Genomic DNA, 13610 nt, shown 5'->3' on the forward strand with positions numbered 1-13610 from the left:
AGCTGTGGCGAGGACAGGGCGGCGCTATGCTGCCGCAGCAGGGACAGGGAAACCCCCATGGGACAATGGACACGATGAATCAACGAAAATATTTCGGTACCGATGGCATCCGCGGACTGGTCGGGCAGTGGCCGATCAGCGCGGATTTCATGCTGCGGCTCGGTCGTGCCGTTGGCAGCGTGCTGGCGCGCGAGGGCAAGGAACGGCCTCAGGTACTGATCGGCAAGGACACCCGCATCTCCGGTTACATGTTCGAGGCAGCGCTGGAAGCCGGTCTGGTGGCGGCCGGCGCGGATGTGGGCCTGCTCGGTCCGATGCCGACGCCAGCGGTGGCGTTCCTGACCCGCTCGATGCGTGCCCAAACCGGCGTCGTGATCAGCGCTTCGCACAACCCGCATCATGACAACGGCATCAAGTTCTTCTCCGCGAATGGCGAGAAGCTGTCCGATGCGGTCGAACTGGCGATCGAGCAGGAAGTCGACGCCGACTTCGTCACCGTGGCGTCCGAGCGGCTGGGCAAGGCCATCCGGGTCAGCGATGCGGTGGCGCGCTATGCCGAATTCTGCAAGGCCACGGTGGCAGAGGATTTCAGCCTGCGTGGTCTCAAGATCGTGCTGGACTGCGCGCATGGCGCGACCTACCAGGTCGCCCCCAAGGTATTTGCCGAACTGGGCGCCGAGGTGCTGGCGATCGGCGACAAGCCGGACGGTTTCAATATCAATCACAACGTCGGTTCGACCCATCCGCAGGCCTTGCAGCAGGCGGTGCTGGCGCACGGCGCCGACATCGGCATCGCGTTCGACGGTGACGGCGACCGGGTAATGCTGGTCGACCGCCATGGCATGCTGGCTGATGGCGACGACATTCTCTACGTGCTGGCGCGCAGCCTGCATGCGCAAGGGCGGCTCAAGGGGCCGGTGGTCGGCACCTTGATGAGCAACTACGGTCTGCAGTTGGCGTTGGCGGAACTCGACGTGCCGTTGATTCGCGCCAACGTGGGCGATCGCTATGTGATGCAGCAACTGAAGCAGCACGACGGCATGCTCGGTGGCGAAACTTCCGGCCATATCCTGAGCCTGGACAGGGCGACCACCGGCGACGGCATCGTTGCCGCGCTGGCGGTGCTGGAGGCATTGACTTCATCTGGCCAGGATCTGGCCATGGCCCGCCAGGGCCTGAAGAAGTTGCCGCAGGTCATGCTCAACGTACGCGCCGCCGGTGCGCGCGAGGCGCTGTCCAGCAGCGAAGTGCAGCAGGCGCTGGCCGAGGTGGAGCAGACCCTGCACGGTCGTGGTCGGGTCGTGCTGCGTGCCTCCGGCACCGAGCCGCTGGTGCGCGTCACCATCGAGGGCGCCGATGCGGTGGAAGTGCAGCAGTTGGCAGAAAGACTCGCGGGGATTGTAAAATCCGCAGCCGAACGCTCGTGAACCTGTAGCAGTACTAGGTCGCCATGGATTGGCCCGACGTGCCCCGCTTTTGCGGTCGCGGATGAAATGACCGCACGTCAACCTTGTGGACTACAGCCATGAAGCATGTTCCAACCCTCGATATCCGCCGTTACGACACCGACCGCGATGCGTTTGTCGCCGAGCTCGGCGCGGCCTACCGTGAATTCGGTTTTTGCTGCATCAGCGGCCACGGCATCCCGCGCGAGCTGATCGACAGCTCCTACGATGTGTTCCAGCGTTTTTTCGCGCTGCCGACCGAAACCAAGATGAAGTACCACATCGCCGGCAGCGGTGGTGCACGGGGCTATACGCCGTTCAAGGTGGAGACCGCCAAGGACAGCCAGTACGCCGACCTGAAGGAGTTCTGGCATATCGGTCGCGAGATCCCGCGCGACTCGAAGTTCGCCGACGTGATGCCGCCGAACCTCTGGCCAGTCGAAGTGCCGGACTTCAAGCAGTACGGCTACGGCCTGTTCGAGGCGCTGGACCAGCTCGGCACGCGCGTGTTGCGCGCACTGGCGCTGCATATCGATCAGCCGGCAAACTTCTTCGAGGACAAGACGGACGTCGGCAATTCGATCCTGCGCCCGATCCACTACCCGCCGATCACCCAGGACAATATTCCGAACGTACGCGCCGGCGCGCACGAGGACATCAACTTCATCACCCTGCTGGTCGGTGCCAGCGCCGAGGGGTTGGAAGTGCTGAGCGACGGTGAGTGGTTGCCGATCACCACCGAGGGCGATGCGATCGTGGTGAACATCGGCGACATGCTGCAGCGATTGAGCAATCACGTGTATCCGTCCACCTCGCATCGGGTGGTCAACCCGCAGAACGAGAATGCGCGCAAGCCGCGTTACTCGGTGCCGTTCTTCCTGCATCCGAACCCGGACGTGATGCTGGACCCGCTTGATTCGTGCATCACGCCGGACAATCCGCGCCGCTACGACACCTCGATCAGCTCGCACGAATACCTGATGCAGCGGCTGCGCGAGATCAAGCTGATCTAGGGGCTTCAGGCCATCCAGAAGAATACGGCGGTCATTCGTTTGGTCGCCGTTTCCTGTCCCCAGTAGGCGGTGGCGCTGTGGATCAGATTGGCTTTGTAGATCAGCAAGCGGTTGAAGCGATGCGCCACGCGCACATCCTCGACAAACGCATTCGGCTGCACGAAACGATTGCCCAGCGCCTCGACCAGGTTATGGTGCGGCGGCATCACGATGTTGCCGCCAAGCTGGCCACCAGGCATGCGCTGGCGGAAGAAGCTGGTGCCGCACTGCTCCGGTACGTCGGGATTGAGATACAGCACGGCGGCGTAGCGGCACAGATTCGTTGAGTCGGTATGCGGCTTGGCGGCGCCTTCGAGGGAGCCGACCACTTGCACGCAATTGTGGTTGAGCTTGGTGCCGGCCTCGGTCTGCTCGACCCAGAGCCTCTTCGCGCCGGTCAGCTGACATACCTTCGCGTCCAAGGCCGCCAGTTCGTCGTCCAGCAAGGCAGGGATGGCACGCATGCCGGGCCATACCTCGCCGGTGTAGGGGTGGCCCAACTCCCAGTCGGTCTTGGCCAGGCAACGCGCGCGTATTTCATCGGCGTTTGGCAGTGCGTCGTCCACCACCCAGTAATCGCGACCTTCGGCGGGTTTGCGATAAGGCAACGGACGCATCTGGGTGGGAAACAGGGACATGCAGGTGAATGCCGGTGGTGAGTGAGCGGGCAACAGTAGCCGATGCGGCTATGCAAATTCGCACCTATGCGCTGGTATTGCGATAGCGCTTCGATTCGCGTGCGGAAAGCCACATGGCCAGCCGATCCGGCATCAATTGCACGACGGTCTTGATCGTCCGATTGACCCGGCCCGGGATGTACACGGCCTGGCCACGCTCGACCGCTGCAATACCCTGATGCACCACGTCTTCCGCACTCAGCCACATGAAGCCGGGCATCTTGTTCATCTTGTCGCGAGTGCGGGTGATGTCGTGGAACTCCGACCAGGTGAAGCCCGGGCACAATGCGCAAACGTTCACTCCAGCCGTGTGGTTCTCCAGCGCCAGCGACTGCGAGAACTTGATCAGGTACGCCTTGGTCGCGGCGTACAGCGTATGTCCGGCAGGACCGGGTACATGTCCGGCGAGCGAGGCGACGTTGATGATGCGACCGTAGCCACGCTGGCGCATGCCCGGCAGCAGTCGCCAGGCCAGCTCGGTCGGCGCGGTCAGCAAGACCTGCAGAAAGTCGGCGTGGGCCGTCCAGTCGTTGGCGTCGAAGCTGCCAGGCAGGCCGTAACCGGCGTTGTTGATCAGCCAGTCCACCTGCAGGCCATGCTGATCCAGTGCGTCCGCCAGCTCCTGTGGCGCGGCTGGATTGGCGAGGTCATGCGGCAGCACGGTTACCTTGGTGTCGTGCTGGCCGAACAGTTCGGCGGCCAGCGTTTCCAGTCGATCGGCGCGGCGTGCGGTCAGCACCAGATCGTGGCCTAGTGCGGCGAGTTGCCGGGCAAACGCGGCACCAATGCCGGACGAAGCGCCAGTGATCAGGCTGAGTGGACGGGATGGTGTCATGGTCATTCCAGGTGACGGATCGTCATTCTTGACCGCGCCGGTCGGTCGACGCCAGCTGCTCGACCGGTTTGCCGATACTCCGACCCATCGGTAAGCTTGCGGTTTGATTGCAGCGGAAGCAGACCATGCGCAAGAAATTTGTCGCCGGCAACTGGAAAATGCACGGCAGCCGTTCGATGGCCACGGCGCTGGTCAACGACATCGTCGCGGCCAAGCCGGATTCCATTGATGTCGCCGTGTTTCCGCCGTTTCCGTATCTTGCCGAGCTGGCCTCGCAGCACGCCAGCTCAGGGCTTGGCGTCGGTGCACAGGATGTCAGCGAGCATGAAGGGCAGGGTGCCTACACCGGCGAAGTGTCCGCGGCCATGCTGACGGATGTCGGTGCACGGTGGGTGTTGGTCGGCCATTCCGAACGTCGCCAGTATCACGCTGAGAGCAATGAACTGGTCGCGCGCAAGTTTGCCGCGGCGCGCGCCGGTGGCCTCACGCCGATCCTGTGTATCGGCGAGACGCTGGAGCAGCGCGAAGCTGGCGAAACCGAGGCAGTCATTGCGCATCAGCTGAAGGCCGTGCTGGCCGTCAACGGCATCGCCAGCTTCGATACGGCGGTGATCGCCTATGAACCGGTGTGGGCCATCGGCACCGGTCGCACCGCCAGTCCGGAGCAGGCGCAGCAAGTGCACGCCTTCATTCGTAGCCAACTGGAAAAAGAAGATGTTATGATTGCCCGTCTGACCCGACTGCTTTACGGCGGCAGCGTCAAAGCGGCCAATGCCGCGGAATTGTTCGCGCAGGCGGACGTGGATGGTGGGCTGATCGGCGGTGCTGCTTTGACCGTATCCGACTTCCTTGGAATCTGCGCCGCGGCGCATCAGGCGCTACAGGCTCAATAGAAACCTTATGTTCGTCATTTTCAGCGTGTTTTACATTCTGATCGCTGCGGCGATGATCGTGCTGATCCTGCTGCAGAACGGCGCAGGCGCCGAGGCCGGTTCCGGTTTCGGTGGTGGCGCGTCGGCTACAGTGTTCGGTGCGCGTGGTTCATCCACGTTCCTGACCCGTGCCACGGGCACTCTGGCGGGGTTGTTCTTCCTGCTGAGCCTAGGCATGGGCGTCTACCTGCACGCCAACGGTGCGCCGCATAGCAATGCCACTGATCTTGGTGTCATGGCTGCGCTTGCCGACAAACCGGCTGCGGAGAAGGCAGCGCCTGCCGCGCCAGCTGGCTCGGAAGTGCCATCTGCAGTCCCTGCTGCAACCAACAACGCCGTACCGGCTGCACCGCCGGCGGCAACCCCCGCCCCGACCCAGAGTCAGGGTGAGGTGCCGGCAGCTACGAAGCCGCCGGCCAAGCACTAAGCAACACACCTGCCCAGGTGGCGGAACTGGTAGACGCACTACCTTGAGGTGGTAGCGACGTAAGTCGTAGGGGTTCGAGTCCCCTCTTGGGCACCAATGAAGGGTTTCAGTGAATATCACTGGGACTCGATGAAACAAAGAAACCGCCTTCTGGCGGTTTTTTTGTTTGTGGACATGTGTCGAGTCTATCCGTGCTGGCGTATGCCAAGTCGCGTGATGGTGCCAAGAGGGGACTCGAACTTGGGGGCGTTGAAGTAGGGAAAGTACGCCGTGATTGCCGCACATAGCCTGTAGGCGCTGGCCGACATATCAGCTGTTTTCGGCATGGCACATTGCGCTCCATTGATGAAGCTTGTCGCGGGCATCTGCGCGTCAGGCCGTTGCGGTTTTCATCGCTGAATGGAGAACTGGCATGGTGACGATTTCACTTAATCAATCGGCTGCAGGAAGTTGGCATGTCTGTCGTTGCCAGATCGCACTGTTCAGTGATCTGCAGCTGGGGCCAGCGATCAAACTGGCCAGGGAAGTGGCGCGTGATGAACATCAGCGTCTGGGGCATCAGGTGTGTGTGAAAATGCCGGGCCCTAGTTCCATGATCGTGCTGGCGCGTTACGTGGGGAGTGATGACGTAGGTGCGGCCGACACGATGGCGGCCTGAGTCTGCTGACTGCGCCGCAGCAAGATGCGTATACGGTCGGTAGCTGTGGACGATGTTGCGCGATAACTAACCGTGTCGTGTTGCACATGTGGGCTGCGAGTTGCTTGCAATAGGGTGCTATGCAGCCTAATTTCAGGAAGCCCAACCAAGGAGGGCGTCAAGTGATCAATGTTGTCCTGGTGGACGATCACGAGCTGGTTCGCACCGGCTTTCGGATGATTCTGCAGCAGCAGTCGGATATCAATATCAGTGGTGAGGCGGGCACGGCGGAGGAAGGCCTGCGCTTGATCCGCACGCTGACACCGGACATTGCGCTGGTCGATGTGCACATGCCTGGCATGAGTGGCATCGAACTCACCGAGCGTGTGTCCCGCTCGAAACTATCCACGCATATCGTCATCGTGACGGTGGTCGACGATGCGCGCTTTCCCAAGCGGCTGCTTGATGCCGGTGCGCTGGGCTACCTGACCAAGGGCTGCAGTGCCGATGAACTGGTGTCTGCCGTGCGGCAAGTGGCCGGCGGCCGGCGTTACCTTGCTCCGGCAGTTGCGCAGCAACTTGCATTGGCCACCCTCGACGGGAGCACTTCGCCGTTCGACGTGCTATCCAGCCGCGAGCTGGAGGTGGCGATGATGCTGGTACGCGGCAAGCCGTTGACGATCATCGGCGAACAACTCAACCTGAGCCCGAAAACCGTATCCACCTACAAGCAACGTCTGATGGAAAAGCTGCATGTGGATCATGTGCTCAGCCTGGCGCATCTGATGACGGTGCATGGGCTGATCGATACGCCGAACCATCACGTGGGTAACTGACTTCGCGAGGGTTGCAGCGACCCTTGGTTGCGACATGAGCTGGGGCAATAAAAAACCGGACTTGCGTCCGGTTTTTTATTGCATGAATCACACGGAGCGATGACTCAGTCGTGCGAGTCGCTCCGGTGTTCTCTGTTCGCGTCATCGGGCAGAGCAATTACCGGTTTGCTTTCTTCATGGCTCGGTACAGCCGGTTTTACCGGATGGATCGGCTGGGCCAGCAGGTCTCCCTGTTTCGGCAAAGGTAGCGAAGCGACTGGACTGGTGTAGGCCGGCTTTTCAGACATGCTGACGGACGTGGCCGGAGTCACGACGCTGGTGGACTTGCTGGCCTGATCGATGACTGAAGCTACCGGGGGTGCCGCAACCGGAATCGGCTGAGCAACCGATTTGGCAGGGATCGCTTCTTCGATGTCATGAGCCGGCTGGTTGATCGGCATGGTTGCCGGCGCCACTGCAGGCATGACAACCACGGGCGCAGGAGCGATGGCATCTGCTTTTGCGTCAGCATGATCATGATTGGCGACTGCTGCGGGGACTGCCTGCGGCTGGTTGCTGACCGGAGCGGGAGCAGCGGTGACCTTGACGATGTCCGACCCTTCGTCGGCATTTGCCGCTGCCGACTTCGCCTGATCGGGGATCGGCGGGAGTGTGGGTAGATTGAAAGCCGTCATGCTAGGCACAGCAGCGTTGACTGTGACCGCGACTGGTGCAGCGGTTGGTTTCGGCTGGTTGTCCACCGAGGCGGCAGTCACGCTGATAGCGGCAACCTTTCCGGCCGGCTGAGAAGTCACTGGTTGATGAACTTCGGCTGCCGATGCGGGCGTACCGTTGTCTGTCGCGCTGACTACAGTCGCAGCAGCCGCACCGGCGGCGAAAGACTCACGCGGCGATTCGCTGCGGGTGGCTGGCTTGGTTGCCGAAGGAGTGCCGGTGGCTTCATCACGATCCTCGTCATCGAGTGCGCGTGCCTGCGCGGTGTCGAGTTCCGTACCGTTGGGAGCGGTTTCGTCATGGCGGCGCCGACGACGACCACCGCGACGACCGCGACGGCGACGTGACTGACTGCCATCGGCGTCGAGAGCGTCGTCGGCGGACTCCGGTGCCGGCGATGCGATCAGCGGTGTGAGCAGCTCGGCTTCCTTGGCTGCCTCGTCCAGTGGCGCGGCGAGCGGACGTTCACTGGCGGGGGCGCGCGGCTGACGTTCCGTCTTCGGCTGCGGCGGATTGGGCTTGCGCTCGTTCCGTGCCTGGTTGTTTTCAGTTGCCACAGGCTTTGGTTGACGTTCCGCTCTTGCGGTCTGTGCCTGGGCCTGCTGCGGCTGGCGCGGCTGCGCCTCGTTGTTGCGCTGGCGATTGTTCCGGGCTTGCTGCTGCGCGCCGGCTTTCGACGAATTCTGCTGCGCCGCGTCGCGCCGCGGCTGGCGCGACGAAGATGCATTCGAGGTATTGCCGGTGCGGGCACCGCGCTCGTCACGACGATTGCGGTTGTCGCGGTCGCCTTCATCGTTACGTTTCGGTGCCGGTGTCGGGGCTGCTGTTTCGGTACTGCGGAACCAGCCAAGCAGGCGCGAAATAACGCCACCGGTCGGCGCTGTACGTGTCGGTGCAGTTGCAGGCTGACGACGTGCAGCAGGTGCCGCGACGGCGACTGGTGCAGCGACTTCCTCGCGCAGTGGAGCGGGGCTGGACGGCACGATGCCGCTCACGGCGGGTTGCTCGCCGCTGCCCAGAGCCTGGCCCATCTTGGGCAGCTCGGCAGTTTCCACCGTGGTCAGTCGTTCATAGCTGGGCTTGCTGTGCTCGCCCATGTCCGCTTCGCGGATACGCTGGATCTCGATATGCGGCGTTTCCAGCTTCTCGTCGGCGACGATCATCACGTGCACCTTGTGGCGCAGTTCGATCTCGACCACGCTGGCGCGCTTCTCGTTGAGCAGGAAATTGACGACGCTGGACGGCGCCTGCACCAGCACCTGGCCGGTGTTGTCCTTCATCGCATGTTCTTCGATCAGACGCAGGGTCGACAGCGACAGCGATTCCACGCCACGGATGTGGCCGTGGCCTTCGCAACGCGGGCAGACGATCTGGGTCGCTTCGCCGAGGCTGGGGCGCAGGCGCTGGCGCGACATCTCGAGCAGACCAAAGCGCGAGATGCGGCCGATCTGCACGCGGGCGCGATCCTGCTTGAGCGCTTCCTTCAGGCGATCTTCCACTTCGCGCTGGTGCTTCGGGCTGTCCATGTCGATGAAATCGATCACGATCAGGCCGCCGGCATCGCGGATGCGGCATTGGCGGGCGATTTCCACCGCTGCCTCGCAATTGGTGTTGAACGCGGTCTCCTCGATGTCGCTGCCCTTGGTGGCTTTGGAGGAGTTGATGTCGATCGCGGTAAGCGCTTCAGTCTGGTCGATCACGATCGAGCCGCCGGAGGGCAAGCGCACCTGGCGGTCGAACGCGCTCTCGATCTGCGTCTCGATCTGGTAGCGCGTGAACAGCGGGGTGTCGTCCTTGTACAGCTTGAGCTTGCGCAGCGCGTTTGGCATCACCTGCTGCATGAAGTCGCGCGCGTCGTTGTACAGCGATTCCTCGTCGATCAGGATCTCGCCGATGTCGCTACGCAGGTAGTCGCGCAGGGCGCGGATGAACAGCTTCGACTCCTGATAGATCAGGAACGGCGCGCGCTGTTTGTTGGCGGCTTCGGAGATCGACTTCCACAGTTGCAGCAGGTAATCGAGATCCCACTGCAACTCTTCGGCGTCGCGGCCGAGGCCGGCGGTGCGCACAATCAGGCCGACATCGTCGGGTACGGTGACGTGATCGAGTGCTTCCTTCAGCGCCTGCCGGTCCTCACCCTCGATCCGGCGAGAGACGCCGCCGGCCTTCGGGTTGTTCGGCATCAGCACCATGTAGCGACCGGCCAGGCTGATGAACGTGGTCAGGGCAGCGCCCTTGTTGCCGCGCTCTTCTTTTTCCACCTGAACAACGACTTCCTGACCTTCCTTGATCAGTTCGCGGATGCTGGACTTGTGCTGGTCCAGGCCCGGCGTGAAGTACTCGCGGGAGATTTCCTTCAGCGGCAGGAAGCCGTGGCGTTCGGCCCCGTACTCGACGAAGCAGGCTTCGAGTGAAGCCTCAACACGGGTGATTCGACCCTTGTAAATATTGGACTTTTTCTGTTCCCGGGAAGGGATTTCGATGTCCAGGTCGTACAGGTTCTGGCCATCGACAATGGCCACGCGCAACTCTTCACGCTGAGTCGCGTTGATCAACATACGTTTCATGCTAGTTATCCTCGGCTTGCCGCGCGTCGCGTGCCGCGGTGGCGCCTCAATGGCGGCCTGCCGGGGATCGCGCCGCTGCGGTATAAGCGGCAAAAAAACGGCACCGTTTCCGGTGTCGGGATGATTCGGTCAGCTGCGCCTGCCGCCCCGATACCTCATGGCATCGGACAAACAGCAGCCCAAACCGTTACGATGAAAGGGAGCCGCGACCGGCCGCCAAGGCAACCGGCGCAATCCTCGCCGACGTTACGGGCGGGCACTCGACCCGATCCAGACATCGATGGGCAGAATGTAGCGCCCGCCGAGTATCCTATTTCAGCAGGTTTTTTTCAATGCAGACGGTAACTTCCCCCGACGCACCTCACGGTGTACGTCAAGTCGCGATCGGTCCCGAACGGGATGGCCAGCGCATCGACAACGCGCTGGTGACCCTGCTCAAGGGCGTGCCCAAGAGCATGATCTACCGGCTTTTGCGCACCGGTCAGGTGCGCGTCAACGGCAAGCGGGCGAAGCCGGATACCCGTCTCGCAGACGGTGATACGTTGCGCATACCCCCCGTGCGGGTAGCTGAACGACCGGAAGGCAACGCTCCCGCCACTGGCCTGGTAGCCTCGGTGGCCGACGCCATCATTTTTGAAGATAAGCACTTCCTCGTCATCGACAAGCCCTCCGGCGTGGCCAGTCACGGGGGTAGCGGGGTCAGTCATGGCGCGATCGAGCTGCTGCGCGCGGCCCGGCCACAGGAGCATCTGGAACTGGTGCATCGACTCGATCGCGACACCAGTGGCGTGCTGGTGTTTGCCCGGACACGTGCGGGTCTGACCGGCCTGCAGGCAGCGATCCGCGCTGGCGAAGTCACCAAACAATACCTGTGCCTGATGTTGGGTCACCCGTCCAAGGCGAAATTCGACGTCAATGCGCCGCTACTGAAATCCGTATTGCAGGGTGGCGAGCGCATGGTGCGGGTGGCCGACAACGGCAAGCCATCGCTCACATTTTTCCGCGAAATGGAGCAGTACCCCAGCGCTCGCCTGATGCAGGCGACCTTGGGCACGGGCCGCACTCACCAGATTCGCGTGCATGCGGCGCACATTGGCCATCCGCTGGCCGGCGATCCGAAATACGGCGATCGCGAGATGAACAAGCGCTACCGCGAGATGGGGCTGAACCGGATGTTCCTGCATGCCGCGCACATGAGCTTCGATCTGGATGGGCGCTCTTACAGCTTCTCCGCGCCGTTGTCGGATGATCTGAAGGACTTCCTCGACGTGCTTGCCGTCAAGGGCAAGCGGCTGGTCTACACGCGTGAGAAGTCGCGCACCGACTTCTGATCAATGCGCAAGCAGGGCCTCGACCCGCGCGGCGCAGATGAAGTCGTTCAGCGACAGGCCGCCTACGTCATGGGTTGACCACAACAGCTGGCAATGGCCGTAGCCGGCCTCAAGATCCGGGTGATGATCCTCGTGGTTGGCCATGAAGCCCACTGCGTTGATGAAGCCTAGGGTGTGGTGGAAGTCGGCGAACTTGAAGTCCTTGATGATGGCCATGCCATCGTCGCGCAGCCGCCAGCCCGGCAGTTGCTGCAACAGTTCCGCTACCTGCGTGGCGTCGAGCGCATGCTCTTTGCCTTTGCGCGGCGAACAATGCTGCGTGGCCAGATCATTGGCGTTCATGTGAATCTCCGTGCAGGCTGAAAGTCAGGGATGCGAAGGGTCGGAGTTGCGCGCGCAAATGTCAAAGCGCACATCAAACTCGAAACAGGACTAAAATGGTGCTGTTTCGCCGGCGGGGTTCGCCGGCACCCGTTTGGCGACACTGGAGCAGGCATGATTGATATTTCGGAGCGCGCGCAGCAGCACTTTCTGCGGCTTCTCTCACAGCAGGGCATCGAGGGCTTGAGCATCCGGCTGCGGGTGACGGCAGCCGGTACGCCAGCGGCCAATTGCGAGCTGGAGTTCTGCGAGCCGGCCGACCTTGCCGGTGGGGAATGGACGATCGAATGTACCGGCTTCAACTTCCACATCGACGGCGACAGCGCCAGCTGGCTGGATGGCGCGACCATCGATTTCGAACCCAATGCCACCGGTGGACAGCTCAATATCCGTGCGCCGAAGATCAAGGGTGACGTGCCGGGTGCAGCGGCGGGGTTGATCGAGCGGGTGCGCTATGTGCTTGAGGCCGAGGTGAATCCGAAACTGGCTTCACATGGCGGCCGGGTTACCTTGCTGGAGATCAGTGCCGACGGTGCGGTGCTGCTGCAGTTTGGCGGCGGTTGCCATGGCTGCGGCATGGTCGATGTGACGCTCAAGCAGGGCGTCGAAAAGACCTTGCGCGAGCGCGTGCCGGAAATCACGGCGGTGCGCGATGCGACCGATCATGCCGGTGGCGAAAAGCCGTATTACAGCAAGGCCGAGGGCAAGTCCGCGATCGCCTGAGTCAACGGCGGCCGTACGCCAGATGCACAAAGGCCCGCCAGAGCGGGCCTTTGTTTGCCATGCGACAGGAGAGCAAACTTACTTGGCGCCCTCGACATGACCTTGCAGGGTATCTAGCTTGGTCGGCAGGCTGGAGAAGTAGGCGGCAACGTCTTCGATATCCTGATCGGACAGGGTGGCCACCATGCCCTTCATGATCGGATTCTCGCGCTGGCCGTCCTTGTACTCGTGCAGCACGTGTTGCAGATACAGATTGTACTGGCCGGCGAGGCGCGGGTACTGCGGATCAACCGCATTGCCGTCGACACCATGGCAGGCAAAACAGGTGGCAGCCTTCTGCTTGCCGTTCTCGGCATTGCCGCTGGCCAGCAACTGGGTGGAGGCGAACGCCAGCACGGCGCCGAACGAAAGCAGGGTAAGCGCACGTTTCATGCGGAAAGTCCTTGGCAACTACTTGGCGAGGCTGGAAAGAAAGGCGGCGACGTTCTGGATGTCCGTATCGGACAAACTCTGCGCCTGTGCACCCATGGTCGGATGCTTGCGATCGCCACTCTGGTAGCCATGCAGTGCATTGACGATGTACTGCTCGTTCTGTCCGGCAATCTTCGGTACCGGATATTGCGGGTAGGCATTGGTATAGCCGGGTACGCCATGGCAACCGGCACAGGTGTAGACCAGTTCACGTCCGGCAGCCTTGTCACCTTCAGCGTGTGCACTGGCAGTGGCGAAAAGGGCTGTGGCTGCGGCCAGGCCAAGCAATTGCAGTCGAGTCATCGAGATCATTCCCACGAGTACGGCGGGTACAGGGTCATATAAGTCGCCAAGTATAGACGTTGCGTCCACGCGTGAACAACACTCCGCTCGGGTGTGGGCGATGTTTGCGCAAGGCTCACCCAGCACCAACGCATGTTGATTCTCATGGCACGTCGTGACCTCTTCTCGAGCCATACGGAGAGCCTGCAGAGTTTCGTGCGCTGATTCGCGAATTCTGTCTTGGCCGTGTTGCCCTCAATACATCAGACGACATTGGTGCTTTGGTTCTTGGCCGCATAT

14 protein-coding genes and 1 tRNA gene are annotated in these 13610 nt (G+C 62.0%); 9 read left to right on the forward strand and 6 right to left on the reverse strand.

What is annotated here, in order from left to right; translation table 11 throughout:
- The first annotated feature begins 74 nt into the window (after window positions 1-74).
- Together glmM and IE071_RS05545 are read left to right on the forward strand one after the other, a co-directional pair.
- Window positions 75-1427 carry a phosphoglucosamine mutase gene (gene glmM / locus IE071_RS05540; protein WP_189440108.1) on the forward strand — a complete coding sequence of 451 codons (1353 nt, stop codon included), beginning with the start codon at window positions 75-77 and terminating at the stop codon, window positions 1425-1427.
- A 98-nt stretch (window positions 1428-1525) separates the two neighbouring features.
- Window positions 1526-2458, forward strand: coding sequence for an isopenicillin N synthase family dioxygenase (locus IE071_RS05545; protein WP_189440109.1), 933 nt, complete (start codon window positions 1526-1528; stop codon window positions 2456-2458).
- A gap of 5 nt (window positions 2459-2463) precedes the next feature.
- Here the strand turns inward: IE071_RS05545 and IE071_RS05550 are convergent, their stop codons facing one another.
- Window positions 2464-3135, reverse strand: a complete 672-nt coding sequence (locus IE071_RS05550; protein ID WP_189440110.1) for a DUF6445 family protein — start codon at window positions 3133-3135, stop codon at window positions 2464-2466.
- A 64-nt stretch (window positions 3136-3199) separates the two neighbouring features.
- Entirely contained in the window at window positions 3200-4009 is an 810-nt protein-coding gene (locus IE071_RS05555) for an SDR family NAD(P)-dependent oxidoreductase (RefSeq protein ID WP_189440111.1), read from the reverse strand.
- A gap of 125 nt (window positions 4010-4134) precedes the next feature.
- Between IE071_RS05555 and tpiA the strand changes: the two genes are divergently transcribed.
- From tpiA to IE071_RS05580, 5 genes are all read left to right on the forward strand, one after another.
- Window positions 4135-4902, forward strand: coding sequence for a triose-phosphate isomerase (gene tpiA, locus IE071_RS05560; RefSeq protein ID WP_189440112.1), 768 nt, complete (start codon window positions 4135-4137; stop codon window positions 4900-4902).
- A 7-nt stretch (window positions 4903-4909) separates the two neighbouring features.
- Window positions 4910-5368, forward strand: a complete 459-nt coding sequence (gene secG / locus IE071_RS05565) for a preprotein translocase subunit SecG (protein ID WP_189440113.1) — start codon at window positions 4910-4912, stop codon at window positions 5366-5368.
- An 11-nt stretch (window positions 5369-5379) separates the two neighbouring features.
- Window positions 5380-5464, forward strand: a tRNA-Leu gene (locus IE071_RS05570).
- Window positions 5465-5780: 316 nt separating this feature from the next.
- Window positions 5781-6026 (forward strand): hypothetical protein, encoded by a 246-nt coding sequence (locus tag IE071_RS05575; RefSeq protein WP_189440114.1) that lies wholly within the window; start codon window positions 5781-5783, stop codon window positions 6024-6026.
- A 161-nt stretch (window positions 6027-6187) separates the two neighbouring features.
- Window positions 6188-6841 carry a response regulator gene (locus tag IE071_RS05580; protein ID WP_189440115.1) on the forward strand — a complete coding sequence of 218 codons (654 nt, stop codon included), beginning with the start codon at window positions 6188-6190 and terminating at the stop codon, window positions 6839-6841.
- 104 nt (window positions 6842-6945) lie between these two features.
- On the opposite strand, the gene IE071_RS05585 is transcribed toward IE071_RS05580, so the two are convergent.
- Window positions 6946-10122 carry an Rne/Rng family ribonuclease gene (locus IE071_RS05585; RefSeq protein WP_189440116.1) on the reverse strand — a complete coding sequence of 1059 codons (3177 nt, stop codon included), beginning with the start codon at window positions 10120-10122 and terminating at the stop codon, window positions 6946-6948.
- 332 nt (window positions 10123-10454) lie between these two features.
- Between IE071_RS05585 and IE071_RS05590 the strand changes: the two genes are divergently transcribed.
- A complete protein-coding gene (locus tag IE071_RS05590; protein WP_189440117.1) occupies window positions 10455-11453 on the forward strand; it encodes an RluA family pseudouridine synthase in 999 nt (332 codons plus the stop codon).
- On the opposite strand, the gene IE071_RS05595 is transcribed toward IE071_RS05590, so the two are convergent.
- Window positions 11454-11795 (reverse strand): 4a-hydroxytetrahydrobiopterin dehydratase, encoded by a 342-nt coding sequence (locus tag IE071_RS05595; RefSeq protein ID WP_189440118.1) that lies wholly within the window; start codon window positions 11793-11795, stop codon window positions 11454-11456.
- Window positions 11796-11948: 153 nt separating this feature from the next.
- Here IE071_RS05595 and IE071_RS05600 point away from each other — a divergent pair, with 153 nt between their 5' ends.
- Window positions 11949-12557 carry an NfuA family Fe-S biogenesis protein gene (locus IE071_RS05600; RefSeq protein WP_189440119.1) on the forward strand — a complete coding sequence of 203 codons (609 nt, stop codon included), beginning with the start codon at window positions 11949-11951 and terminating at the stop codon, window positions 12555-12557.
- 78 nt (window positions 12558-12635) lie between these two features.
- Here the strand turns inward: IE071_RS05600 and IE071_RS05605 are convergent, their stop codons facing one another.
- Both IE071_RS05605 and IE071_RS05610 read right to left on the reverse strand, forming a co-directional pair.
- On the reverse strand, window positions 12636-12989 hold the full coding sequence (locus tag IE071_RS05605) for a c-type cytochrome (RefSeq protein WP_189440120.1): 354 nt from the start codon (window positions 12987-12989) through the stop codon (window positions 12636-12638).
- A gap of 18 nt (window positions 12990-13007) precedes the next feature.
- Complete coding sequence (locus IE071_RS05610; RefSeq protein WP_189440121.1) at window positions 13008-13331, reverse strand: c-type cytochrome; 324 nt, start codon at window positions 13329-13331, stop codon at window positions 13008-13010.
- Window positions 13332-13610: the final 279 nt, after the last annotated feature.

It is taken from the genome of Rhodanobacter panaciterrae (genome assembly GCF_014651895.1).
In the GTDB taxonomy this organism is placed as follows: domain Bacteria; phylum Pseudomonadota; class Gammaproteobacteria; order Xanthomonadales; family Rhodanobacteraceae; genus Rhodanobacter; species Rhodanobacter panaciterrae.

Coding starts and splice junctions, on each gene's coding strand:
- IE071_RS05610 (WP_189440121.1), bottom strand. CDS start 13,331: ATGACTCGACTGCAATTGCTTGGCCTGGCCGCAGCCACAGCCCTTTTC.
- IE071_RS05595 (WP_189440118.1), bottom strand. CDS start 11,795: ATGAACGCCAATGATCTGGCCACGCAGCATTGTTCGCCGCGCAAAGGC.
- IE071_RS05575 (WP_189440114.1), top strand. CDS start 5,781: ATGGTGACGATTTCACTTAATCAATCGGCTGCAGGAAGTTGGCATGTC.
- IE071_RS05545 (WP_189440109.1), top strand. CDS start 1,526: ATGAAGCATGTTCCAACCCTCGATATCCGCCGTTACGACACCGACCGC.
- IE071_RS05585 (WP_189440116.1), bottom strand. CDS start 10,122: ATGAAACGTATGTTGATCAACGCGACTCAGCGTGAAGAGTTGCGCGTG.
- secG (WP_189440113.1), top strand. CDS start 4,910: ATGTTCGTCATTTTCAGCGTGTTTTACATTCTGATCGCTGCGGCGATG.
- IE071_RS05550 (WP_189440110.1), bottom strand. CDS start 3,135: ATGTCCCTGTTTCCCACCCAGATGCGTCCGTTGCCTTATCGCAAACCC.
- IE071_RS05555 (WP_189440111.1), bottom strand. CDS start 4,009: ATGACACCATCCCGTCCACTCAGCCTGATCACTGGCGCTTCGTCCGGC.
- tpiA (WP_189440112.1), top strand. CDS start 4,135: ATGCGCAAGAAATTTGTCGCCGGCAACTGGAAAATGCACGGCAGCCGT.
- glmM (WP_189440108.1), top strand. CDS start 75: ATGAATCAACGAAAATATTTCGGTACCGATGGCATCCGCGGACTGGTC.
- IE071_RS05605 (WP_189440120.1), bottom strand. CDS start 12,989: ATGAAACGTGCGCTTACCCTGCTTTCGTTCGGCGCCGTGCTGGCGTTC.
- IE071_RS05590 (WP_189440117.1), top strand. CDS start 10,455: ATGCAGACGGTAACTTCCCCCGACGCACCTCACGGTGTACGTCAAGTC.
- IE071_RS05600 (WP_189440119.1), top strand. CDS start 11,949: ATGATTGATATTTCGGAGCGCGCGCAGCAGCACTTTCTGCGGCTTCTC.